This window comes from Oceanicaulis sp. LC35 (assembly GCF_052055585.1).
Lineage (GTDB): Bacteria > Pseudomonadota > Alphaproteobacteria > Caulobacterales > Maricaulaceae > Oceanicaulis.
Map to the genome: position 1 here is coordinate 740,356 of NZ_CP170485.1, position 25,358 is coordinate 765,713.

General features: G+C 63.3%; 16 protein-coding genes. 12 read left to right on the forward strand and 4 right to left on the reverse strand.

The window, feature by feature from the left end; genetic code table 11:
* Window positions 1-126 precede the first annotated feature (126 nt).
* From ACFELO_RS03515 to ACFELO_RS03530, 4 genes are read left to right on the forward strand one after another with little or no spacing between them, the layout of a single operon-like run.
* Window positions 127-1,236, forward strand: coding sequence for a cytochrome-c peroxidase (locus tag ACFELO_RS03515; RefSeq protein ID WP_440959191.1), 1,110 nt, complete (start codon window positions 127-129; stop codon window positions 1,234-1,236).
* Between the two features lie 2 nt (window positions 1,237-1,238).
* Complete coding sequence (locus ACFELO_RS03520) at window positions 1,239-1,868, forward strand: MotA/TolQ/ExbB proton channel family protein (protein WP_440959192.1); 630 nt, start codon at window positions 1,239-1,241, stop codon at window positions 1,866-1,868.
* Between the two features lie 47 nt (window positions 1,869-1,915).
* A complete protein-coding gene (locus tag ACFELO_RS03525) occupies window positions 1,916-2,284 on the forward strand; it encodes an ExbD/TolR family protein (protein ID WP_440959193.1) in 369 nt (122 codons plus the stop codon).
* 7 nt (window positions 2,285-2,291) lie between these two features.
* On the forward strand, window positions 2,292-2,999 hold the full coding sequence (locus ACFELO_RS03530; protein WP_440959194.1) for a TonB family protein: 708 nt from the start codon (window positions 2,292-2,294) through the stop codon (window positions 2,997-2,999).
* Between the two features lie 12 nt (window positions 3,000-3,011).
* Here ACFELO_RS03530 and ACFELO_RS03535 read toward each other — a convergent pair whose 3' ends face one another.
* From ACFELO_RS03535 to ACFELO_RS03545, 3 genes are all read right to left on the reverse strand, one after another.
* The gene (locus ACFELO_RS03535) at window positions 3,012-4,163 is read right to left on the reverse strand and encodes an ROK family transcriptional regulator (protein WP_440959195.1); all 1,152 of its coding nucleotides are present in this window, start codon (window positions 4,161-4,163) and stop codon (window positions 3,012-3,014) included.
* A complete protein-coding gene (locus ACFELO_RS03540) occupies window positions 4,160-5,128 on the reverse strand; it encodes a glycerophosphodiester phosphodiesterase family protein (RefSeq protein ID WP_440959196.1) in 969 nt (322 codons plus the stop codon). The genes ACFELO_RS03535 and ACFELO_RS03540 overlap by 4 nt, the downstream gene beginning before the upstream one ends.
* 82 nt (window positions 5,129-5,210) lie before the next feature.
* Window positions 5,211-7,853, reverse strand: a complete 2,643-nt coding sequence (locus tag ACFELO_RS03545) for a TonB-dependent receptor (protein ID WP_440959197.1) — start codon at window positions 7,851-7,853, stop codon at window positions 5,211-5,213.
* 161 nt (window positions 7,854-8,014) lie between these two features.
* Between ACFELO_RS03545 and ACFELO_RS03550 the strand changes: the two genes are divergently transcribed.
* The 4 genes from ACFELO_RS03550 (at window position 8,015) to ACFELO_RS03565 (ending at window position 17,705) form a co-directional block, all read left to right on the forward strand.
* Window positions 8,015-9,361: an MFS transporter gene (locus tag ACFELO_RS03550; protein ID WP_440959198.1), complete on the forward strand. Its 1,347-nt coding sequence runs from the start codon at window positions 8,015-8,017 to the stop codon at window positions 9,359-9,361.
* 160 nt (window positions 9,362-9,521) lie between these two features.
* Window positions 9,522-10,337 carry a response regulator transcription factor gene (locus ACFELO_RS03555; RefSeq protein WP_440959199.1) on the forward strand — a complete coding sequence of 272 codons (816 nt, stop codon included), beginning with the start codon at window positions 9,522-9,524 and terminating at the stop codon, window positions 10,335-10,337.
* 109 nt (window positions 10,338-10,446) lie between these two features.
* Complete coding sequence (locus ACFELO_RS03560; protein ID WP_440959200.1) at window positions 10,447-15,174, forward strand: autotransporter domain-containing protein; 4,728 nt, start codon at window positions 10,447-10,449, stop codon at window positions 15,172-15,174.
* Between the two features lie 95 nt (window positions 15,175-15,269).
* Complete coding sequence (locus ACFELO_RS03565) at window positions 15,270-17,705, forward strand: protein kinase domain-containing protein (RefSeq protein WP_440959201.1); 2,436 nt, start codon at window positions 15,270-15,272, stop codon at window positions 17,703-17,705.
* Here the strand turns inward: ACFELO_RS03565 and ACFELO_RS03570 are convergent.
* The gene (locus tag ACFELO_RS03570; RefSeq protein ID WP_440959202.1) at window positions 17,632-18,219 is read right to left on the reverse strand and encodes an ECF-type sigma factor; all 588 of its coding nucleotides are present in this window, start codon (window positions 18,217-18,219) and stop codon (window positions 17,632-17,634) included. The two genes, ACFELO_RS03565 and ACFELO_RS03570, sit on opposite strands and share 74 nt — an antisense overlap.
* Before the next feature lie 160 nt (window positions 18,220-18,379).
* Between ACFELO_RS03570 and ACFELO_RS03575 the strand changes: the two genes are divergently transcribed.
* From ACFELO_RS03575 to ACFELO_RS03590, 4 genes are all read left to right on the forward strand, one after another.
* The gene (locus tag ACFELO_RS03575) at window positions 18,380-22,171 is read left to right on the forward strand and encodes a hypothetical protein (protein WP_440959203.1); all 3,792 of its coding nucleotides are present in this window, start codon (window positions 18,380-18,382) and stop codon (window positions 22,169-22,171) included.
* A 95-nt stretch (window positions 22,172-22,266) separates the two neighbouring features.
* Complete coding sequence (locus ACFELO_RS03580; protein WP_440959204.1) at window positions 22,267-23,499, forward strand: hypothetical protein; 1,233 nt, start codon at window positions 22,267-22,269, stop codon at window positions 23,497-23,499.
* 21 nt (window positions 23,500-23,520) lie between these two features.
* Entirely contained in the window at window positions 23,521-24,525 is a 1,005-nt protein-coding gene (locus tag ACFELO_RS03585; RefSeq protein ID WP_440959205.1) for a hypothetical protein, read from the forward strand.
* The gene (locus ACFELO_RS03590; RefSeq protein WP_440959206.1) at window positions 24,522-25,349 is read left to right on the forward strand and encodes a hypothetical protein; all 828 of its coding nucleotides are present in this window, start codon (window positions 24,522-24,524) and stop codon (window positions 25,347-25,349) included. The genes ACFELO_RS03585 and ACFELO_RS03590 overlap by 4 nt, the downstream gene beginning before the upstream one ends.
* Window positions 25,350-25,358 lie beyond the last annotated feature (9 nt).

Consider the following 25,358-nt stretch of genomic DNA (forward strand, 5'->3'; position numbering starts at 1 on the left):
GAAATTGCTCCTGCGTCGTTCTGCCTCAAGCCATTGAAAAACATGAAATTGCGACCGGAGGCCGCAGGAAATGCATGTTGCAAACGTTTCTCAGTTGCGTAGAACGGGCGTTCAAAGGAGGCCGTTTTGCGCTCGTTCGTCTTGTTTTGTGTCTTTGCCGCCGGCCTGTTCGCGCTGGTCTCGACCTCTGTGGGGCAGGCGTCTGTCCCGGCGCCCGAGCGCGCGTGCGGCGCCCAGATCTGTGACCGGGGCGCTGCCTTGCGTGAGGTCTATGAAGGGGACCCGGCGCACTGGCCGAAGGCGCATCTGGATGCGGATATCGAATACGTGGAGCTTGGCGCGCTTGAGCGTCCTGAGCTCCGGCGCGATGACCCTGTCGCCCAGCTCGGCGCGCGCCTGTTCGACGATCCGGTTTTGAGCCGGTCCGGGCAGTTCAGCTGCGCCAGCTGCCACAGTCCGGACATGCGCTTTACCGACGGACAGCGCAGCTCGTTCGGGCATGATCGTCAGCAGGGCGCACGCAATGCGCCGACCCTGCTCGACAAGGCCCAGCAGCCGGGCTTCATGTGGGATGGGTCAGCGACCAGCCTGGCGCATCAGGCGATGATGCCGATCACCAATCCCATAGAGATGGCGGCTGACCGTGCCCTGGTAGAGGCCAGGCTCAACGCCGATGCGTCCTATCAGGAGGCCTTTGCGCGAGTATTCGGAGACGACCAGATCACCCTTGAGCAGGTCTCCGAAGCCATCGCCGCCTTTGAGATGACGCTCTACCGCACGACGCGGTTTGACCGCTTCATGCGCGGCGAGCATCAGCGACTGAGTGATCAGCAAATCCTGGGATTGCATCTGTTCCGGACCACGGGCCGCTGCGCCAACTGCCATATGGGGCCGCGCCTGACCGATGACGACTTCCACAATCTGGGTCTTCATTTCTATGGCCGGTCCCGCGAAGACCTGGGGCGCTATGCGATCACGGGTGATCCGGCCGATGTCGGCGCCTTCCGCACGCCCAGCCTGCGGCATGTGGGCGAGACCGCGCCCTATATGCATAACGGTCTGATCCCGCATCTGCATGGCGTGATCAATATCTACAATGAAGGCGGCGCCCGTCCGCGGCCTCGGGGCGATCTCGTTGACGATCCGCTCTTCCCTGAAACCAGTGACCGCTTGCACGAGCTGGAGCTGACCGCCGAGGAAAGGAGCGCGCTCGAAGCCTTTCTGCGCGCGCTATAGCCATGATGCTGTCCGAACTCTCCCAGGGTGGCATGCTCGCCCTGACCCTGATCCCGCTGCTTCTGTGCTCCATCGTGGCCCTGGCGCTGATCCTGGATGCGCTGTTGCGGATGCTCCTGACGCCCCGTTTGCGGGGCCGGACCGCCGAGGCGATTGAAACCTCTGTCCTGGGCGGTCACCCGTTCGAGGCGCTGGATCGGTTGATCGCCGAACGCGCGTTCTTCTCCCGGTCGGCAAGCCTGCTCAAAGCGCGTGCGGCCGATCCCAAGCCCCTGCGGGACGAGGCGGTCAGTCTCGCCCTGTCACAGGATGTGCGCGAACTGACGGCGCGACGCAGCGCACTGGTTACCCTGGCGGGATTGAGCCCCATGCTCGGGTTGCTCGGTACGGTGCTGGGCATGATGGAAGCCTTCCGGGCGCTCGAAGCGTTCTCCGGCCCCATCGAGCCTTCAGTGGTTGCGGGTGGTTTGTGGCAGGCCATGATCACCACGGGCGTGGGGCTGGCGATTGCCGCGCCCTGTTTGCTGGTCAGCGCACTGGTGAAATCCTGGGCGGACCGGAAAGCGGCGCGGGCCGGCGTGATGCTCAGCCAGATCTCGATTGCGCTGGAACGTCAGGGCGCATCCTCATGATCCGGGCGGAGCTTCCAACTTCGACGGAGGAGGGGGAAACAGGCGCGGTGCTGACGCCGCTCGTGGATGTCGTGTTCATGCTGGTGGTGTTCCTGCTTCTGACCGCCAACGCCGCGCCCTTCGCGCTGGAGGTGAACACCCCGGCGTCCGAGCATGCGCAAGCGGTCAGCGAGCCTGAACCGATCCTGATCGTCACGCCCGATGAGGATGGCGCCTGGCGGATCAATGATCGTCGCCTGCACGAAGCGGATGCGCTTGAAGCGCTGCGGGCGCTGGTTCAGGCGCAACCTGATAGCGCTGTGATCATCACCACAGAAGCAGACGCCCGTGCGCAAACCCTGATTGATGCGCTCGATCTGGCGCGCAATGCCGGTGCAGACCGGGCCGAGATCGCGGCGCGCCCGGCGCAGGATTGACGCCGTCATGGGGGTGGTTCGGCTCGTTCTGATTTCGGTGGGGATTCACGCGGGGATCCTGTGGGGCTGGCTCGTGTCCAGACCTGCAGAGCCTGCCGTTGTGGAAGCTGCGAGTCTGTCCGTGTCTTTGGGGTCGAGCGGTGCGTCCAGCGGCGCCGTGCAATCGGAGCCTGAAGCCCCGTCCGAGCCAGAGATAGCGCCTGAACCATCGGAACCGGATCCTGTGCCTCAGACCGTCAGACCTGAACCCGTGGCGCGTGTTCGTCCGCCATTGCCAGACCCTGAGCCCGAAGAGCCAGCGACAGAGCACTCTGAAGCCAGCCCTACATCGCTTGCCGGCGCCCAGTCGCTGAGCGGGAATGACGAGCCGAGCGATCAGGTTGATACGGATGGCGACACAGATCAGGCCGGGTATGAGCAGGCGATCCGCTCTCACGATGGCGAGGTGCTGGCGCGGTTCATTGCCGCCAAACGCTATCCGCCCCGCGCCCGGATGCAGGGGCGAGAAGGTGTGGTTGGGGTCGAGTTCACTCTTGATGCCAGCGGTCGTGTCTTGCGTGTGCGGATACTGGACGGCTCGAGCCATGACGCGCTCGACAGGGCCGTGCTGGAGCAAGTGGAGCGCGCCACACCGTTTCCACCTCGCCCCGACAGGCTGAACTGGACCACGCGCACCTACCGCACCGAGGTGCGGTTTTCCCTGCAGGAACGGTAGGCGTTCGGTCGGTCAGCCGCGCTCTGCTGTGGTGAGCAATCGCGATTTGACGGCCAGACTCGCCGCGCCAATGACGCCAGCCAGGGACCCGTGTTGGGAGGCGGTCAGGACGGGAGCGGGGAGTTCAGCCGTTTTGGCGAACCCTTCGCCGCCGCCAAAGGCGCGGTCGGTGTTCACCTGCTCGCACACTGCTTTGGAAATGGCGCCCGGCAAGCGCCCGCCGATCACCACGACGGAAGGGTCAAACAGGCGTGTGGCGACATAGATGGCCGTTTCCAGCTGGGCGCCGGCCCGTTTGATCCAGCCCTGCAGGGCCGTGTCGCTGGACTGATACAGAGCCTGAAGGTCCGGAAAATCGATCCGGCCTTCATGCCCGGCGTCCCGGAGGGTCTGGAACAGGTCCATGCCAGAGGGGCGGGGCTGATCATCGGGATAGAGCACGCCGACCAGGGCGGCATTGCCATGAGCGCCCCGGAACGCCTCTCCCTTGTGCATCAGGCCGCCGCCTACCCCATGGCCGATATGGATCAGCATCAGGGACTCAACCGAGCGGCCATACCCCAGAAGCTGCTCGCCAATGGCGGCGGTGAGGGCGTCATTCTCGAAAAAACAGTCGAGCTCGATATCGCCCGCCAGTGCTTGACGGATATCCACATCACGAAAGCGCGGGAAATACGGGTGCGCCTTGAGCCGTACGCCATCAGGCAGGAAGTCGCCCGGCAGGGTGAAGCCGACGCCCAGACAGCGCTCTGGAGGCGCGCCCGCCTTTTTCAGGAGGTCCGGGATCAGCGCTTTGACCTGCGCAGAAATCTCCGCAGGATCAGGGTCTTCACTGGACAGCCGGACGCTCTGATGGGCGAGCATTTGCCCCTTCAGGTCCACGGCTCCGGCCTCGACGAAGGCGTGGGAGAAGTTTACCCCGATCGAAAAGGCGCCGCGGCGGTTGATGGACAGAGGGCGCGCGGGTTGTCCCCGCGCGCCGCTGCGCTCCACCGTCTCGGTGACCAGGTTTCTTGCGGCCAGATCGCGCGCCAGCCCGGTCACCGCCGCAGGCGTCATCTGCACCCGGTCTGCAATGTCCCGTCGTGCGATCGGGCCAAAATGCCAGATCTGCTCCAGAACCCGTTTCTGGGAGGGCGTCAGATCAAACAGCGCTTCACTCATTCGTCGTGTCCGGGCCTGCAGTTACGGGGGCCGAAACGCGCGTCGAGATAGCTTTGCAGACGCAAGGGGCGACCTGTCATGATGACGTCTGCGCCAAGATCGATCAGACGGCCCCAGCCCGCATCCGGATCCACCAGGGAGACGGTGTCGGAATACCCTCCGCTCCAGCGCGGCTGTACGGCGACCATCATGATCCGTTTTCCGGCGAGGCGCTCGTCCGCGCGGCCATCAATCCAGTTTTGCGGATCATCAATCACGACTTCGAACCCGACGGGTGCGTAGGCGTCAAACTCATCCAGACGCTCGCTGAACGGACGGTCGGAATACCAGATGATCGGCATGTGCATCTGCACATCGGTCAGGTCGAGCCGGGAGATCATCGGCTCCGACCCGGATCGGCGATCCCGGCCGACAATGTTGTCGGGGATCTTGAAGAACACCGTGTCCATCGCATCCGCCTCGCGTACAGCGGCGACAGCGGCGTTGAACACGTCGGTGAAGCCATGAAGGGAGTCGGTCTTGATCTCGAGATTGATCAGGAGATCATCGCCCGCTGCAGTCAGCACTTCAGCCAGGGTGGAGACAGGCAGGCCGGTCAGCGCAGCGCCCGGTTCGCCAGTGCCTTCCCGCAAGTGATGGCTGCGAATCTCCGCAAGCGACATTTCGAAGGTGTAGCCATAGCCATCAGTCATCCGCCCCAGCGTGGAGTCGTGAAAGACGATCAGCTGGTCGTCAGCGGTCAGGCGAACATCAATCTCGATGGCTTCAATGCCGAGCCGGATGCAGTCGCGGACGGCCATAGCCGTGTTTTCCGGCGCCTCGCCATGGCAGGCGCGGTGCGCGACGATCATCGGGCGCTCAAGCTCTGGCGCGCGGAACGCTTCCGACAGTGAAGACGGGCAAGATTGCGCCGCAGCCGCAGGGGTGATGGCCGCCATGGCGCACAGAAGGGAGATCCATTTCATAGCAAACTCCTTATCGGGAAATCGGGTTGAAAAGAAAGACCGGCCGGAGCCTCAGGGGGGACTCCGGCCGGCAAGGCTGCGCCTAGTATTTGTAGATCAGGCCCACCCAGGCCGAGCGACCGTAATCGCGGGTCCAGGCTGTGCGTCCGTAGGAGAGCTGGCGGTCCTGAGCGTTGTCGCCGACATTGCGCGCTTCGGCGAACACCTTGAAGCCATTGTCGAAATTGTACCGCGCCCGCAGGTCGATCCAAGTCTGGTCGTTGATGTGCTCGTCAAAGGTCGGTGATGAAGAGCTGACCGAGATCAGATAGTCATCACGGTATTTCCAGGCGGCCCGGAATTCAAAATCGCCCGGCGCCCAGAACACGGCCAGATTGGCGATGTTGGAAGGCTGGTAGAGCAGGCCGGACAAGTCACGCTCGACCCCGTTGCTCATCTCGATAGTGAAGCTGCTGTCGATATGGGCGTAGTTGGCGGTGAAGCCGACATCCGCGAGATAGGGGCTGATCCAGTCCAGAGAGTTGATCGTTGCCCCGATCTCGATGCCGGACAGCTCGGCGCTGTTGGCGTTATCGGGCTGACGTCGGGTTTCAAGATATTCGACGCCGCCCACCATGACATTGCGACGGGTGCTGCGGGTGAAGATCTCGTTGTCGATCTCCTTGGCGAACACGCCTGCGGAAATCACGCCGTCCACCGACGGCATGTAGTACTCCACCGACAGATCGAAATTGTCAGACAGGCGCGGTTGCAGATCCGGATTGCCCGAGCTGATGGAGATGGTCTGCATGGTATCATCCATGCTCATCGAACCCAGCACCGCCAGATCATCATACTCGCCCCGGCCCAGCGTGCGGCTGTAGGCGGCGCGCAGGCGCAGATTGTCCGTCACATCATAAATGGCGCTGGCGGAGGGCAGGAATTCCTCGTAGCCGCCGCTTTCACGGACGAATTGCAAGGAGCGGTAACCAGAGGAGTCCACATCGGTGTCTTCATAGCGGACGCCCGCGCGCAGGACGTAATTCTCGCCCGCATAACGCGCCTGCAGATAAAGGGCCGTGATGTCTTCCTGCACGGTGAACTCGCTGGACAGGCCTTCATCATCCTGGTCCTTGCGGTCATCCCACTCGGCCTGCGTCGCCTCAAAGAAGTTCAGATAGGCGTCATGGTCGATGAAGTGCTGGGGCGCGTTGGTGAACAGGTTCGGGTCAAACTCGTGGGCGAAGTCCAGCAAAGCCTGGTCCATCGAGAAGGCGCGGGTGTTGGCGGAGTTCGGCCGGTAGTCATGGTCAAACAGCTGGTCCTGGAAGCGCTCGTCCGTGCGATAGCTCAGGCCCGTCTGCAGACCCCAGCCCAGATCGCCGCTCTCGGCGTTGAAGCCGTAATCGAGCTTGAACTGGAAGGCGTCCTGCTCGTTGATATCCAGACGCGGGCGGTAGAATACAGCCGTATAGAGCGCGCCATTGAGATAGTTTTCCGGGTTGGTCAGGGTCAGTTGCGGGTACTGACCGGAAATGTCGTAGGTGAAGCCCATCCGGGTTTCGTTGGCCGTCGTGGTGTCAAACCGGATCTGGTAGAACGGGTTCTCGCGCTCGCCCTGGGCCCGGGTGATCAGGCCGGACAGGACGTGGTTCTCGCCCGGCGTCCAATCAAACCGCCCCGTGACGCTGGACAGCGTGTTCGTGTCGCCCTGCAGGAAGTACTGGCTGTACACCCGGCCTTCCATCACTTCGCCGCTGGTCGGGGTCAGATTGCCGGGAATATTTCCGCGACGATTGCGGAACAGCGCGTTGTCCCAGCGTTGCTCGGTGTCGGTTTCTTCAAACCAATAGCCTGAAATCGCGGCATAGAACGTGCCCGGGCGCTGGTATTCGAACTTGCCGAAAATGCCCTGGCGCTCGATCTCGTTGGTGTACTGATAGGCTTGGACGCCATGAGGAACCAGGGTGGCGCCGGGCTCTGCGTCTTCATATCGGGCGCTTGAAACCCGCGATCCGTCCGGGTTGAAGAAGTCATACTCATTCCACGACACGCCCGGCAGCCAGGTGTCGTTGGTGGCGTTCAGATAACTGCCTGACAGCACCAGACCGAACTGGTCCTGATCGCCGAACGTGGTGGTGAAGGCGAAATCACCGCGCGTGCCCAGATCATGGTCGCCCGGCGCATCGGTATGATCGGATCCGCCCAGTGCGCCCCGTGCGGCGAAGTAGACGCCATCGGTATTGAACGCGCTCCGGGTGCGAACAGCGATGTTTCCGCCCAGTGAGTTGCCGTCCATGTCGGCAGAGAAGCTTTTCTGAACTCCTGTGACATCAATCACGTAGGAGGGGATGACCGACAGCTGGGTGGCGCGGCCATTATTGCGGGTCGAAGGCACGATCGCGCCATCAATGGACAGGTAGTTGAAGTCAGACCGCAAGCCGCGAATGACCACGAACTCGGTGTCCCCGTTGCGATCCTCAGTGGACACGCCGGCGATGCGGGTCAGGGCTTCAGCGACGGAGAAGTCAGGCAGGGCGCCAACATCGTCAGCGGTGATGAAGTCGGCGATGACATCGGCATCGCGCTTCTGTTCGACCGCGCGCTGGTTCTGCAGGCGCGCGCCGGTCACGACGATGACATCCTCAACAGGCGTTTCGCTGGTTTGCGCGATCGCCGGGGCCGAATAGGCCAGGATCGAGGCGCCCGTCAGAAGGGCGCAGGCATAGGATTTTGAAGTGGTCATGGTCCATCCCCCATAGGTGAAACGTCGCGGCTCCTGATCGACGCAGGCGGGGAGATATCAGCGGGTTGCGACACTTTTGTTTAAATCAATCAATTTAATTTAATATATCATCGAACCGTCATATCAGGCGCTTACACACGCTTTGAAGTGTGGGGGCGAGCATGCAGGCGTCAGCTTGGCGGAATGAGGCGAAGGCGGCCGGATACGCCACAGGCAATTTTGCAAAGAACCTGCTCTGGGGGGCGGCGGACATCATCCTGCTGTTCGCCATGACCGACCTGGCGGGCATAGACCCCGCTATCGCAGGGCTGATCCTGCTGGTGTCCCTGGTGTTTGATGCGGTTGTTGACCCGATGGTCGGGGCGCTGGCGGATCGTCTGCGCACGCCGTTTGGCAAGTATGGCGTCTTCATTCTTCCGGGCAGCGTTATGGCGTCGTCCTGTTTTGTCTGGATGATCCAGTCCGCCACCACGCCCGGGAAAGCCGTGCTCGCCATCGCTCTGGCGGTGTTCGCCTTCCGGATGACCTATTCGCTGATTGACCTGCCGCACAATGCCCTGATGTCGGTCGCGTTCAGCAAGAGCCGCCAGCGTGCGCGTCTGGCCGGGTACAGGTTCTTCTTCAGCTCGATGGCGTCCTTGTTGTTCGCTGTCTGGCTGGGGCCGGTGCTCGGCAGGCAGGGGGCGGAATCCGCGCAGGCGCTGCGCAGTTTCGCCTGGCTTGCGGCCGGCCTGTCTGCGCTGACCATGGTGCTCGCCTGGTCGATGGTGCGAAAGCCAGACCGGCAGGCCGTACGATCAAGGCGTCAGCAAGCCGGGAGCGAACGGATCGGTGACCTGTTCTCGAACGGTCAGTTCCAGCTCATTCTGGCTCTTGGCGTGCTGGGCGGACTTGGGCCGCCCCTCTTCGCCAAGACGCTCGCCTATTACACTGTCTATGTGCTGGAAGCGTCGCACCTGAGCACGCAGGCGCTGACGGCGATCACGATCGGTCAGCTCGCAGCCTTGCCGCTCTGGATCATAGCCGGTCACCGTTTTGAGAAGGCGCGCTTGCTTCAGGCGGCGTATCTATTGTCAGGCGCGGCATTCCTTTTAGCGAGCTGTCTGGGTCCGACCTGGCCGAGTGTCTATGTGCTCGGTGCGGCGTTGGGCGGGGCGGGATTGTCCGGCGTCTATTCCATCATCTGGGGGATGATGCCGGATGTGTTCGACTGGCTCGAACACCGCACGGGCGCCCGTCATGAAGGAATGGGGTATGGCGTTGTCATCTTCCTGATGAAGGCGAGCAACGCCCTTGCGACGGGAGCGATGGGGCTCGCCCTGTCACATGTGGCCTACACGCCCGGTGAGAGCCAGTCCCCGCTTGTGGTCGGCGTGCTTCAGGGCGTCTCCGGGATCGCGCCGTTCATTGTGGCGCTATGCGCGGTCTGGATCTGCACGCGCTACCGCATAACGCACAGGCTTCAGGAGCGGCTGGCTTCAGGGAAGGCGGGACGTGAGGCGGCATGACTTGATGCGGCGGCGTATAAAATTAGTCCCCGTCCATCAGGGCTGAGCGTAGTAGGTTGCCTTTAAGTTTTTGTCAGGGCTGGTGTTTTCATCATGGGGGCAAGGGTGCTCTACTGTCGCTATTCCGGTTCACTCCAGTCTGGCTGAACAACTGAAATCCATGCCCATCGACAATGCCTTTAGCGAGCGGATCTACACGCTCTGGGACGAATTGTCCGACCTTGGCGCCGCCAGAGCCGAAGAGTCGCGTCGATATCTTCTTTCCGAAGTCGCCGACATGGTCGATGCGCGCCAGGCTGACTGGATCGGCGTGGTCCGTCTGTCCCAGACCATGTACCGGGATCCGATGTTCGGCTGGCGGCCCCGCAGCGTATTTGCCCTGCACCCTGACCCCAACATTGCAAATGTCATCAAGGAGGCCTTCAGCCAGATGGAGCAGGGCGCTCCGGATGTCACGACGGTCCGCAATGCAGAGCTCGCCGGAACCTTCAGGGCCTTCAGGCTGGATGAACTGGCGACGCGTGAATGGTACGAGGGAGAGGCATACAAAACCAATTACCGCGCCATTGATCGTCTTGATTCAATCTGGGTTGGCATACCCGTAAACGAGGATGTGGAAGTCCAGATCGGGTTTCACCGCGCGCTTGATCAGGCCCCGTTTGATGACGGAGACAAGGAGATCGTCAGCCATGCCCTGCGCGGCATTCGCTGGTTCTACCGTCAGCAGATGCTTGCGGAGGGGGTCGGGATGGCGTCAGAACAGCTGACCCCGACCGAAGGGCAGGTCTTGCAGGGATTGTTGCGCGGGATATCCGAACGCGAGATCGCCGAAGAGAACAGCCAGAGCCCCCATACGACCCATGACCATGTGAAGCGGATCTATCGCAAATACGGCGTTTCCAGTCGCTCCGCCCTCATGGCCCTGTGGCTCGGGCGGCAAGCCCCCCCTAATCCGGGGATTCAATCTGATCGGTGAACGGACAATAAGCGCCGGTAAAGCTTGGAGTTTTGCTATCGCTTAAGTGGTGATGCATCGGGTGTGCGCCTCAGGCGCGACAGCTCCGGGTCAACTTACCGGAGGTCTCATGTCGCGCCACGCTCAGAACTCGAAGCTTGCTCCAAACCCGTGCGTGGGGGCGAACCGCGCCAAGCGCCCATTGCGCGCCTTCTGCCTGACGCTGCTGGCGTCCAGCGCTCTGGTCGGGTTCGGGCAGGCGCAGGCGCAAACCATCAACTCTACGGGCGTCGTCATCGACGGGGTCAGCGGGGGGGCGTTCGGGTCTGACTTCTGGACCTCTTCAACCTCTGTCGGTTTTAGCGCTCCCGGCGAACTCACAATTTCGAATGGCGGCACATTGAGAGGACCGGCCGCGAGTTACGTGGCGCATGTCGGCAATCAGAGCGCTGGCACAGCGACCATTACGGGTGCTGGATCGCGATGGTACGATATCAACCAGCTCCGGGTGGGGTGGTCGGATACAGGGACGCTGAATATTCTCGATGGGGGGGAAGCCAGCACCCGGGATGCTCGCGTGGGCGGTTTTTTTCGCGGGAACGGCGAGGTGAACGTCGCTAATCCCGGTTCGCGACTGCTGGTTTCCAACCTTCTCAGTCTGGGTGACGATAGAGATGCCGGAGGTGTTCTAAACATTACCGATGGCGGCTCCGTGACGTCCACCAATGCCTCGGTGGGTTTTGCCACACAGAGAGATAACCGGGCCACTATTTCCGGAGCTTCTTCAAACTGGACGGTGACGAGTGGCGCCATGCAGGTCGGCAGGGCGGGTCGGGGAACGTTGACGCTGACGGATGGCGGGACGCTGACCTCCGCCAGTCGCGTCGACCTCGCCTTGAGGGCCGCCGCCACAGGCACGATCAATTTCGGCGCGGCGGCCGGAAATCCAGCGCTCGCGGCTGGCAGTCTTGTCAGTGATGAAATCCGCTTTGGCGAAGGGGATGGTGTGATTGTGTTCAATCACATCGACGCCGGTTTCACGCTTGCGTCAGATATCACTGGAACGGGTCGCCTCGAGGTGCATTCGGGCACGACGATCCTGACCGGCGTCAACACCTATACCGGTCAGACAACCCTGTCCGGCGGCACGCTGCGGGCGGGAAGTGATGGCGCCTTTTCAAGCGGGGCGTCCTATGCGTTCACCGGTGGGGTGCTGGATCTGAACGGTTTCAACGCCAGCGCGTCAGGACTGAGCGGTACGAACGGGACCGTCCGGCTCAACGGAGCGGATTTCACGCTCAACCAGGCCACGGACAGCAGTTTTGGCGGCCAGCTGACCGGGACGGGGCGGTTTGTCAAAACAGGAGATGGGCGGCTGACTTTTACGGGTTCCAGCACGGCATTTGATGGAACTGTCGGGGTGTCGGGTGGTGTGCTTGAGCTGCGGAACAGTTTTTCGAGTGCGGGCGCCGAAATCGGGAGCGCGAACAGTCGGGTCCATGTTCTGGGGGCATCCGCCCGCTGGGCTTTGAGCGGCGCTCTTGATGTTAAACATTCAGGTGTCTTGCAACTCTCTGGCGGTGGCCTGGTGGAGGCCGCTGGCTCCGTCAATCTGGTCGATGGCGGGATGATTGTATTCGGTGCTGATGCAGGTGAACTCGCGATAGGCACGGGCAAGTTGATCGCGCAGGAGATCCAGTTTCAGGATACAGGCGGCGATGCGCGAGGGCGTCTGGTTTTCAACCATACGGACGGTGACTTCACGCTGGCCTCCAACATCAGCGGCAACGGCGCGGTGGAAGTGCATTCCGGGACAACGGTGCTGACGGGGCGGAACACCTACTCGGGCGAAACGCGCGTCGAGGGGGGCGTGCTGCGGGCCGGCAGTCTGACCGCCTTCTCCAACAATAGCCGCTATGTACTCAATGGCGGCACGCTGGACCTGAACGGTTTCAACCTCTTCATGGAAGAGCTGTCGGGGACGGGCGGCACGCTGGCGCTGGGCGATGCGGGCCTGACGATCACTCAGGATGTGGAAACAGAGTTCGGCGGCGCCTTTACCGGATCAGGCTTTCTGGTTCTTGATGGCGACGGACGTATGGCGCTCACGGGAGCGACCACTGCGTTTACAGGCGGGATGTCGCTCCGCAATGGCACGCTGGATATTCTCAACGGTTTCACAAGCTCCAGCACCTATGTCGGCGGGACTCCGGACCAGCCGGGGCATGTGAATGTCACCGGCGCGGATGCGCGCTGGGACCTGAACGGCTTCCTGGAGCTGGGGACTTTGGGGCCGGGCGTGCTCACCATTCGCGAGGGCGCCGTCGTTTCTGTGTCAGGCCCGGTCACCCTGGCCGATGGCGGGGTGATTGTCTTCGGCGCGGCAGCGGGTGAAGCGTCTGCGGAGACGGGCCAACTTCTGGCTGACGAGATCCGGTTGAGGAATATGGGCGGCGATGCGCGAGGGCGTCTCGTCTTCAACCATACGGACGGTGACTTCACGCTGGCCTCCAACATCAGCGGCAACGGCGTGCTGGAAGTGCATTCCGGGACAACGGTGCTGACAGGGCGGAACACTTACGCGGGCGAAACGCGCGTCGAGGGGGGCGTGCTGCGGGCCGGCAGTCTGACCGCCTTCTCCAATAACAGCCGCTATATACTCAATGGCGGCATGCTGGATCTGAACGGTTTCAACCTCTTCATGGAAGAGCTGTCGGGGACCGGCGGAACGCTGGCTCTGGGCGATGCAGGCCTGACGATCACTCAGGATGTGGAAACAGAGTTCGGCGGCGCCTTTACCGGATCGGGGTTCCTGGTCGTGGACGGGGACGGTCGGCTGACCCTTGCGGGGGCGACCACCGAGTTCACCGGAGGCGCGCTGATCCGCAATGGCACGCTGGATATTCTCAACAATTTCACCAGCGCCAGCAGCTATATCGGGGGGGCGCTGAACGAGCCGGGGCATGTGAATGTCACCGGCGCGGATGCGCGTTGGGATCTGAATGGCTTCCTGGAGCTGGGGACTTTGGGGCCGGGCGTGCTCACCATTGACGAGGGCGCCGTCGTTTCCGTGACAGGCCCGGTCATGTTGGCCGATGGCGGTGTCATCAATATCGGCGCCGCAGCGGGCGAGGCCGCGACCGCGGCGGGCACGCTGGAAGCAAGCGCTATCCGTTTTGGAGCCCAGACCGGCAGACTGGTCTTCAATCACACAGACACCGATCTCGTTTTCGCGACGGATATCACCGGATCGGGAGGGGTGGACATCTATTCGGGCGTCACGACCCTGAGCGGCGAGAACGCCTATCTGGGCGGGACGCGGGTCGAAGGCGGCACGCTGGTCGTCAACAGCATGATCGGATCGGTTGATGTCGGAGCTTCGGGCAGGCTGGGGGGCTCTGGTCGAACGGGTGACGCTCTTGTCATGGGAACGCTGGCTCCGGGAAATTCCATCGGAGCATTCATGGTGGACGGCGATCTGACCCTGGGCGCGGGTTCGGTCCTTGAAATCGAAGTCGGCGGACAGGGCGTCACCCCGGGCGTGAATAATGATCTCTTGTCTGTCAGCGGGCTTGCGACCATCGACACAGGCGCGGTTCTGGAGGTGAAAGGTCAGGGGGGGCGCTCTGACTTCGACCTGATCAATACCTATACGGTGCTGTCAGCCCAAAGCGGGATTGCCGGCGGCTTTGGCGAGGTGCTTGATCCCTTCGCCTTCATGGACGCCTACCTTCTGTATGAAGGCGGGGATGTTCAGCTGGTCCTTCAACGCAATGATATCGACTTTGCAAGTGTGGCTGTTACCCGGAACCAGCGCGCCACGGCACAGGCGCTAAACAGTCTGGAGGCGTCATCGCCGCTTCGCCGGGCCATGCTGGGGTTGTACCAGAGCGAGGCTCCGGAGGTTTTTGACGCGTTGTCGGGTGAGCTCCATGCCTCGACGGCAACCGCTCTGGCGGGCGATGCCCGGCAGATGCAGCAGGGCATGCTCTCACGCCTGTCTGATCGAAACGCGCCGGGGGCGGACCCGCAATCGGGCGCCTCGGTCTGGCTGCAGGCATATGGCGCCTGGGGGGATTACGCAGGAACAGATGGCGTGCGCGACCTTGAATCCGAAGGTCTGGGCGCGGTGTTCGGCGCGGATACGCAACTGGCGTCGGGACTGACCCTTGGTGTGGCGGGCGGCTATATGCGTTCGAGCTATGAGCGTCAGGGCTTCTCCGCCTCGGTTGATGCAGACAGCTATTTTGCAGGCGCTTATGCCGGTGCTGAACTTGGGGCGGTGGCCCTGCGTCTGGGGGCGTCCTACGGCGATCACGGCCTGTCGACGCAACGCCGCGTCGCCTATTCGGGCCTGACCGAGCAGCTGGTCGCCGATTATGACGCGTCCAGCGTGCAAGCCGGCGCTGAAGCCAGCTGGGTGATGAACCGGGGAGGCGTCGATCTCGAACCCTTCGCAAGTCTTGACTATCTGCATCTGGATTCCGGCAGCGTCAAAGAGAGCGGCGGCGTCGCCTCGCTGACCGGTGCGGTGGAGGAGATAGACACGGTTCACTCCACGCTGGGCCTGCGGGCCGGGCAGACCGTGAGCGTCAGAGGCGTCAGCACCGTACTGACCGGCCAGCTGGGCTGGCGTCATGCCTATGGTGATATTTCTTCAGACGCATTGATGGCGTTCGAGGGCGGCGACCTGTTTCAGGTGTCCGGCGTCTCCGGGGCGCGGGATGCCGCACAGTTCAGTGCAGGAGCCCGCATGGACGTGTCGCCCTCAACCCAGCTGAGCGTGGGATATTCAGGTCTTCTGGGTGACCGGCTCACCCGGCATGGCGTGCAAGTGCGTATGAAGGTCGGCTTCTAGGGCGGGCGCTTGGCAGTGGGCGGTCAGAATACTTTTGCCATCCATGCTGCGCTTGCGGTCTAATCTCCTTCGAGAATCCATGCAGGGGACAGGATATGGATTGGGGGATTGTCAGTCGGCATCTGGATACCCTTCTGGATCAGCCACCTGAGCGCAGACAGGCCTGTGCGCGAGAGCTTGCCGGCGGGGATGAGGCGTTGTTCCAGGCGCTGCTGTCCATGCTGGCGGGCGTTGAGGAGGCTGACGGTTTTCTGGACAGCCCGTTCGCGCCATCCGCACAGTCTGAAGGCGACGCCCCCGCAGGGGTTCTGCCCGAGGGGCGGCGTCTGGGCGCCTGGGAGATTGTCCGGCTTCTGGGGCGTGGCGGCATGGGCGAGGTCTATCTCGCCCGCCGGGCTGATGGGGGGTTCGAGCAGGAAGCGGCGCTCAAAACCCTCGGGCCGCTGGAAGCGGACGGCGTCCAGCTGTTCGAGCAGGAACGCCAGACCATTGCGCGTCTCGAGCATCCCGGAATCGCGCGCTTGCTGGATGGCGGGATCGACGAGGACGGGCGGCCCTTCATGGTTGTGGAACGGGTGAGCGGTCACCCGGTCGACGCCTGGTGCGAGGCGCACGAGACCAGCCCGCAGGCGAAGATCGGTCTGATCCTGGATGTGTGTGATTGCGTGGCCTACGCCCATGCGCGTCTGGTGGCGCACCGGGACATCAAGCCCGCCAATATCCTGGTGGATGAGGCCGGGCGCGTCCGTCTGATTGATTTCGGCGTTTCGGCGGCGCTTGAGAGCCGTGAAAGCCGCCCTCTGACGCGCGGTTATGCGGCGCCGGAAACCGTGAGCACAGGGGAAGCGGGGACCGCGGCGGATATTTATGCGCTGGCGGCCAGCCTGTTCGAGCTGCTGACCGGAGAGCCGCCTGCAGAAATCGGGGCGTCGGCCCTGTCTTTCGCCGCCTGGTCCGCGCAAGGCGCACCCGTCCGGTCGCTAGAAGAGATGAGCCGCGGCCGGGCATTGCCCGGTCCCTTGCGCGCGGATTTGTCCGCCATTCTGGGCAAGGCGCTTCATGCCGATCCCGCGCAACGCTATCTCAGCGTGGATGCGTTCGCTGCGGATTTGCGCCGCGCGCTTGCACATGAACCTGTTCGAGCGCGCGCTGATACGCTGATCTATCGCACCGGGCGGTTCCTGTGGCGCAATGCGGCGGCGTCTTTGGCCGTGACCGGGCTGGTGCTGGCGCTTGCTGGCGGTCTGGGCGCCTCGGTCTGGCAACAGGCCCAGATCCGGGCGGAACGCGACAGCGTGGTGCGCGAGCAGACCCGGCTTGCCTCGGTTCAGGACTATCTCTTCTTCATGCTGCGCGATGCTGCGGCGATGGAGGGAGAGGGCGATATCCGCTCTGTCATCGATCAGGCCGCTGAACGGATGAGCGAGCGACTGGCCGAAGATCCCGAGACCGGCGGTCGGGTGCTGCACGCCCTGTCCGAGCTCTATTTTCACGTCAATGACTATGAAGCGGCCGAGCCCTTGTTGCGGCGACTGGTGGCGATGGAAGAACTTCCGCCCGATCTGCGGGCCAGTGCAGCCTATGATCTGGCTCAGGTCAGCCTGCGCCGTGGCGAGCCAGAGCTGGCGCGCACCCAGCTTGATGTGGCGCAGAACTTCTGGAGGACCGATACCCTGCAATATCGCAGAGAGCTGGCGGATTCCCGATTGGTTGAGGCCCGCTTGCTGCGTGACGAGGGGCGGATCGAGGATGCGATCAGCCTGCTTCAGACCGAGCTGCCTGAAATGATCGCGCTGAATGGCCCCGATTTCCGTGAAACGGGCGTCTTCCACAATGATCTGGGCGTCATGCTGATGTCTGCAGGGCAGCTGGAGCCAGCGGCCGAGCAGCTGGCGCGGGCGCGCGAAATCTGGCGCCTGAACGATCTGGGTGACGGGCCGGATGCGTTGAACACGCTGAACAATCTGGCGGCGGCGGAATTCCTGCTGGGACGGCCCGAGCGCGCTGCGCCGGTTTTCGCCGAGGCGGTTGAGGTGCGCGAAGCGCTTTATGGTCCGTCGGCAGCGCTGGCGGCGGTGCTGGGCAATTACGGCAAGTCCCTGATCGCGTTGTCGCAGTTTGAGGATGCCGTCGCTGTTCTGTCGCGGGCGCGCTCCATGGCGCTGGAATTTGCAGGCGCGGGGAGCCTGCATTTCGCCGCGTCCAGCTCAAGCTATATGGAAGCCCTGATCGCGGCGGGACAGGTTGAGCAAGCCGTGGCGGTCTTTGCGGCGGACGAAGTGTATGTCAGCGAGAGCGAAGCGCGCGGTTCGCCCGCTCAGGCCGCCTTTGATGTGGGTGCGGCGCGCGTCCTTGCCGAGACTGGTCAGCTGGTGCAGGCGAGTGAGCGGCTGGGGCGAGCAGAGACGATTTTTGCGTCTCTGGGCCCGGCAGGTGCGCGTTATCTCGCTGTGATTGCTAGTTTGCGTGAGCAGTATGGGCTGTCAGAGTCGGCCCCGTCAGTTCCTGGTGCAGCCACGCACGAGCCTTGAGCCAGTCGCGCTGGGCGGTCTTGCGCGAGACGCCGAGAATCTTGCCGGTCTGGTCTTCGGTGTAACCGCCGAAGAAGCGCAATTCGACGACCTTGCCCAGACGTGCATCCAGCGTTTTGAGCCGGGAGAGCGCATCATTGAGCTCGACCAGCTGTTCGTCGCTCTCCCAGAACGGATCAAGGTCCTCAAGAAGCGGATCGATTTGTCCGGCGCCGCGTTTGGCGGCAAGGCGCGAGCGGGCGTGATCGACCAGAACATGGCGCATGGCGACAGCGGCCGAGGACAGGAAGTGATTGTCATCCACGAAGATGTCCTGCCGACGCAGCTTCAGCCAGGCCTCATTGAGAAGCGCGGTGGTGCGCAGGGTTTCCCCGGCGCCAGAACGTCGGCGATGGCAGCGAGCGATCCGCCGCAACTCGTCCCACATGGCGGGCACCAGCACTTCCAGGCCGGCCTCATCCTGAAGCGGGGTTGAAGGCTCAGCGGCCTCATCAATGCGGACTGCGTGCGTCATGCGAATACGTTCCTGTCTCCCCCGCGTCCTAGTCTTTGAAATTTTCGAACAAGTTTCAACTGTTATGCGTCGCAGCATTCTGGTCCTCGCCTGATGTCCCATTTCGCGGCGGGTTTGCGTTTCTTCCCATGACACAGGCGAGCATCCAGGGGAGACGTACATGTCCGGGGACAAAATCGAGATCGCGACGGGCGCTGTGGCGCTCTTGCGGGGCGCCATGCTGGGGGCGCTTCTGCTGGGCGGGGCGAACGCCAGCGCGCAGGACGCCTTGTTCGACCGGAGCCCTGAGGCGCAGGACCCTGATGAGATTGCGCGGGTCTTCGGTGTTGAGGTGGATGCGCTGCCGGACGGTTCGGTCTGGCGTCGCCTGCGCAGCGTCGATGGCCGCCGCGACGGATTGCAGCTGGAAATTCCCGCCACCCTGTCCGCGGCGTGGAGCGCGCCGGCGCCGTATGCCGTGAGCTGCCCGGTCATGCTGACCATCAGCCGGACGGGTGATGCGCCCGGCTCGACGGGGCTCGTCTCCAATATTCAAATGGTCATGATTGATGGCGGCGGGCTGGGCGGCGGCGTCTTTTCCGGCATCGTGGACGGCGAGGCGATGACCTCGCCGATGAGCAGCGCGCTGGATATTGATCCCACGGTGTCTCGCCCCAACGGGGCGCTGGCGACGGCAGTCGTGATGCCGGGGCCGGGGTGTCAATCGCTCATGGACGCCATGATGCAACATGCGCCCGGCAGCGGCGTGGATGAGGTGTTTAACCGTCCTGATGTGCAGCGCGAACTGGCCGAGATGGAGCCAGAAGAGCGTCGGGCCATGGAGGCGGCGGTTCGGGAGAATGCAGGATTGCTCTCGGCGATCCGGTCGACCGGCATGTCCCCGGAGGAGCTGCAGACAGCGGCCTGTTTCGCACAGGCCATCCCGGTGGTGCGGGTGCTCGACGCCAGCCCCGAACGGTTTCACCTGCTGATCGCAGGCACTGTGGAAGGCCCCGATGAAGAGCTGTGCCCGGTCGTGTCCGCGCGCGCGCAATTACATGTGGGCGCCCCGATTGATGACACTTTGCTCAGCGTTGTTTCCCATTCTCCCGAACCGGTCATCCTGCGCGGACCGGACCAGAACACGCTGGAATGCACCAACAACGATCCCACATCGCCGCTGGTCGAGCTGGTGTTCTCCCAGCCGGTCGCCCGGCGCAGTCTGCAGGACAATGTCCGGCTCATGGAGCTGGGCGCTTCTGGTTGGGAAGACACCGGCTATACCTTCAGCACGGATGGCCAGGGGCTCGTCTATCTGGAACGCGATCAGTATCTCGAACCGCTGAGCCGCTACCGGGTCGAGGTGACGGGGGGGCAGAATGGCGTTCGGGGTCTTGGCGAGAACACGGTGCTGGATGGCGGCTATGTGTTCGATTTCCAGACAGCGCCGGTGAGCGACAGCGCCAGTTTCGAGGCGGCTTATTCAGACGCGGTCGAGTTTCACGCCTATCAGGGATCACGCGATGCGCCGGTTCTGCCCGATCGTCCGGTCGTATTGCGCTCCGAATTCAACTGGAACGCAGCGGATGAGAACCGCCCGGAAGAGACCTTGCCGTCCCATATGTGCGTGCGGGTGCAAGCGCAGGAGGTGAACGCCAGCCGGGGTGCGCCCGCCCGGTTTGACCCGACTGATTTTCCGTTCCCGCGCGAAGACAGCGTCACCGAGCAGTCGCGCCGCATGGGGCGGGACCGGGCCCTTGTGACGGGCTGGACGCCCGGACAGGGCGAAGCGCGTCAGGCCCGGCTTGAGGCGACCTATTCGCTGGTCAACTTCACCTCCGCCAATTCAGGCGCCCAGACGCCGGAGCTGACCTATCAGCCCGAGCGTCAGGTCGAGGTTTTGCCCCGCTCCGTCACCATCCCGGTGAGGATGTTCACGCTGGCCTTTGATGATCAGGCCGATCTCGATGATGTGGTCCTGCCCGATCAGGGCGATGAGGTGAACCTGACCAATCAGGATCAGCGCAATCATGAGCGCCTGAACGCGGGGGCGCGTCAGCTCGCCGGCTATATCGCATCGGACTGGGCGCTGGTGCAGGACGCGGGCCGGCGCTTCATGCCGCTCAATGCGATGCCGTTCTCGCAGGCGGGGGTGTACCCCATGCGAGGGGTGGGGCAGACACTGAGGACAGTCGATGACGAGGGTGAAGAGGAGACTTTTGACCTCTCCGGCGGCGCCGAGAATGGCGCGTCCGATCTGGCGCTCCTGACGCGTCAGTTCGAGGAGACCTATCGCCGGGCCATTCTGCCGTCCTGTGTGGGATCGCAGATGTGTCTGGGCGTTCTGCCCATCCCCTATGGCGGCGCGCGCGCCTTCTACGATGCCGAGGGGCGTCATCGCGGCATGCTGATCGGGCTGGATTCACTTCCCTATCGGCATCGCCTTCCCCCGGTGATCGTTCACGAGGTGGGGCATGCACATGGTCTGGCTCACGTCCCCAATGACTATAACCGGCGTTCCGAGCAGGCCCTGATCGTGCGCGAAGTCGCCAATCTCAGACGTCGTGGGCCTTTGCGCTGGACGGGGATCGATCAGGTTATGCTGTGGCCGGACGGGCATGTGGGCTATCGCCACTCCGAGGATGGCAATTCAGAACATCGTGACCTGTGGCCGCTGATGTACAACACGGCCCTGAACCCGCTTGAGGGCGGGATCCAGACGGACCAGTACGAACAGCTGGTTGCTTCCATGCAGAACGGGCGTTCGACCAATCCGAACTATTTTGGTCCGCATCCCGAGCTCTCCCACTCTTCCAGCCAGTCCATGCATGCCGTGCTTGCAGAGATGCACCGCCTTCGTTGGCGCGAAACGGTGGCGGATCGTGAACCCGAGCTTGAAACACTGGTCCATATCGCCGAGGGCGATCGGCCCGGCATGGCCATTGGTCTCGGGCTGGTGCGCGACGCATCCGGATGGCGCATTCCCTATCATCCCGTCCTGACAGCGACCCTGGCCGCTGTCGAGCAGGGCGCTGATGAGACGGGTGACCTTCTGGTGCGTGTTCTCGATGCTCAGGGACGGGTGCTGGCCAGCCGTCGGATGGGCGCCCTGTCGATGCGCGGCGTCGACCCGGTCTGGCTAAACGGCTTCCTGCCGCTCTCTACAGAAGAAGCGTTGGCGGTGCGCAGGCTTGAATTCGTGGATGCCGGTCGGAGCCGGACGCTTGGCGCGATCGACATTGCGCAGATCGATCCTTCTGGACGCGTTCAGGTGCGGCAGAGCGGTGAGCAGATCATGGCGAGCTGGACCTCCGGGGGCGCTGGTCTTGAGGCGCGTGTCTTCTGGCGGGGTTCGGATGGGATCGAGCAACTGGTCTGGTCTGGTGCAGATGCCGGACAGGTGCAGATCGATCGCTCGTCAATCACGCTGTCTGAGGATGGCGGGCCGGGGCAGCTGGTGGTCGAACGCACAAACGGGGTGGCGCTCCAGCGTATGCAGGCGCCGCTGGCCCTGTCCGGGCTCGAAGAGCCCCAGGCGGACCCATTCCCTGTGGTTCAGGCGGCCTGGGTTGAGGAGCCGGTCATGGATCGGGCGTCGGGCATAGCGTCATCCGCGCGGGGCGTCGCCGGGTTCGAGTTTCCCGCCGGGGTCGAGGTGAACGGGCCCTTGCCGGTGTTGCACCGGGCTGGATCGTCAGTGGAGGACGAGGCGCAAGCACCAGTCGAGGAGGGGTTTGAGCGTCAGGACGACATGCTGGTGCGCACGCCGAACGATGCCAGTTGCACGATCACATCGGCTGATCTTGATGCTTTCATCAACTTCCAGCTCGCTTCCTTGCCCGAGGAGATGCGCGGGGAGATCGCCGCCGAGACCCGGGGGGAGATGCAGGCTGCGTTGGCTGACCCGAACTATAATCGACAGGGGCTGTGTGACGCACTGGAGGCGATCCGCAGCGCGGAGAGCCAGCCCTGACGGACAGGTTTGCGGGGCGGTGAAGTTTTTTTATCGCCCCGATGTCCCATTCCTCCCGCCCCTTCCGTTTCTGTTTGTAGATGGAGGGACCACTCATGAAACTTATCAGGACCACCACCCTGACGCTGGCCGTGCTGGCCTTGCCGCTGTCCGCTTGCGGAAAGTCCGACGAGGAGCGCGCCCGGGATGAAGCCGTTGACGCTCTGGCTCAGGCGCTGGGCAGTCGTGAAGCCGCCGAACAGATCGCCCGGGTCGGCGAAGAGGTCGCAGCTGAAGAAGCCGGATCGGCCGAGGCGTTCCAGCAGACCTTTGACGCCATGATGCGTGAGGCCGGCATGCGGGCGGCCGCAAATACCCAGGGTTTTGATGCGCATCCCGCAAACATGCGGGCGGGGGCAGGCGTGCGCGAGGGAGAAACCCGCTTGCGCGCCGGCTTCTCGCCCGATCCCCACATGTTGACGGTGCATGCGGGCGGCAGGCTTGAGATCGCATCCCAGGACGGTCTTCAGGCCTGCCGCGGTTATACTGAGGCTGAGCCCAACCATGCCCTGACCTATATGAGCGACGGCCAGGCACAGCTGGTGATCGATTTCGCTTCGTCTGGCGATGCGTCGCTGACGGTGCGGGCCCCGAACGGGCAATGGTATTGCAATGACGATTACGGCAGCAGCCTGAACCCGCGCCTGGTGTTCGCCGCGCCGCCCACCGGCCGCTATGACATCTGGGTGGGTAATCTCTCTGCGGTCGAGAGTCTGGAAGGCCAGCTGAGCTTCTCAGCTCAAGGCGATGACTCTCTGGATGCGGCGGCGAACCGTCCTTACGAGATGGCGCAGAATTTTCTGGCGCAGGCGATCGCCAGCCAGACGGGCGCCTTGCCGGCAGGCGTGGAGCCCGGGACCGGGATCCAGATGGAGACTGTCCCTGTCGACACCAGCGCTGCAGCGTCCGGCGGTCGACATGATTTCCGCGGCGAAGCACGCGGCTTGAGCTTGCCTGTCGAGTTTGGCGGCGCGCTGGATCTGTCCGTTCCGAGCTCGTTCCGGTGTCTGGGCGGGTTTGCGTCCGCGCCTTCCGCAGAGCTGCGCTATCGCGGCAATGGCGGCGACCTCTTCATTTCGGGACAGGCCTTGAACGACACGACGCTCGCTGTGCGGGCGCCGGATGGGCGCTGGTACTGCAATGACGACGCCTGGTCGCTCAATCCGGGTCTGCGTTTCGTGAACTCCGAGCAAGGGCTCTACCAGATCTGGATGGGGTCCTATGGCGCGCAGCAGACCGGAGAGGCGCAGATCCATGTGTCCTCCACCGGTTTCGGCCCGCAGAACTGATCCGGGAAGGGGAGAACCATCATGTGGGATTTCAGTCTTTCACGCGCTTTCGGAATGATGTTGCGCACCATGCCTTTCCTGCTTTTCCGCCTCGCGGTCTATGCCGGCATCGCGGTGGCGACGGTTCTTGTGACCGGCGTCGGCGCCGGTCTGGGCTGGGGCTTTGGCGCTCTGGGCGGGTCTGATGGCCGCGCTGTCGGGGCCATGTGGGGCGCGCTGGGCGGTCTGGGGATTGCGGGCGGCGCGCTTTACCTCGCCCGTGAGTACATCCTGTATCTGGTCAAGGCGGCGCATATCGCGGTGCTGGTGGAATTGCTGGACGGCGACACATTGCCAGAGGGCAAATCCCAGATCGATCACGGCGCCGCTGTGGTCAAATCGCGCTTCGCCCAGTCCAGCGTCCTGTTCGGGCTGGATCAGCTGATCAAGGGCGTCATCGCCGCCGTGACAGGTCTGCTGGACGGCGTGGCTGCGGTTCTGCCCATTCCGGGGCTGAACAATATCGTCGGCATCCTGCGGGCTTTTCTGAAAGTGGCGGTCGGCTTTGTGGACGAGATCATCCTCGCCTACGCCATCCGCACCAAAAGCGAGAACCCGTGGGCCTCTGCGCAGGATGCGCTCGTTTATTACGGCCAGAACTACAAGGTGATGCTCAAGAACGCCGCCTGGCTGGCGGTGATCATCTATCTGCTGTCCTTCCTGGTGTTCCTGGTGATGCTGGCGCCTGCTGCGGCGGTGGTCTGGCTGATCCCTGGCGCCTGGTCGGCAGGCGGGGTCATCTTCGCGCTGATCTTCGCCTGGGCGGTGAAAGCGGCGCTGATCGAGCCGTTGGCCGTCACCTGCATGATGCAGGTCTTCTTCAAGACCATTGAAGGCCAGAGCAAGGATCCCGCCTGGGAAGCCCGCCTCGATGGCCTCTCGAACAAATTCGGAAAAATCAAAACCAAAGCAGCGCAATGGACTGGCGCAGCAACCGGGCAGGGGACGCACGGTCAGGCCGGTTCGCAACAGGAGACAGGCGCATGACCTATCTGAAATCCATCAAGACCCTTCTCGCGGCGGGCGCCGCGCTTGGCCTCGTTATGGGCGCAGCCCAGGCCCAGTACGATCCGGGCCGCGATACGGTGGTGATCACCCGCGCCGACAATGGACAGGGCGCCGATATCAATGTGCGAGGCAGTCTGACGCCGCAGGACATGGCGATCCTTCTGGGCATTACGCCGCCGCCGTCTGATGACGCCAAGCTGATCATGGAACAGGGCCAACCGCCGCGCTGGAGCACGCAGCCGCTGGACGTGATTGATGTGGAGCTGGGCGGTGACGGGTCTGTCGAGATCGACCTGTTTCCCGACGCGATGCGCCGGCCGCCCGCCAATCCGGCGCCGCGGGACACTGCAGGGTCTTCGCGATCAGCGTCCAGCGGTTCAGCGATCCAGCCGCGAAGCGGCATGTGGCAGGCCGACGCCCCTTCCGTGCGGACCGAAGGCTGCCCCTCTGTGATCGCCAGCAATATGGGCGGCTTCATGAATGCGGGCCGCTTTGACACCGGGCCGCGTCAGGTCACGTTCGATGGTCCGTTCAATCCAGCGGCCCTGCCGGGCCTCAGCGACCAACTGAACTTCAGCTGGCTGCAGATGGATCCCAATACCTGGATCGGCACAGCCGATCTTCCCGGAACGCAAGGCATGACGCCGAGCATGCAGTTGACGGTGCGGCTTCTCTCTCCGGTCGAGATGCAGACGGTGGGCGTTGTCAGCCTGAACTTCCCTCAGCAGCTGCTTCAGACGCTGGGCGGCGGTGCTGATTGCCGTGCGGTGTCAGAGACCGTCATGCGTCGGATTTCGGACTAGGGGGAAGCC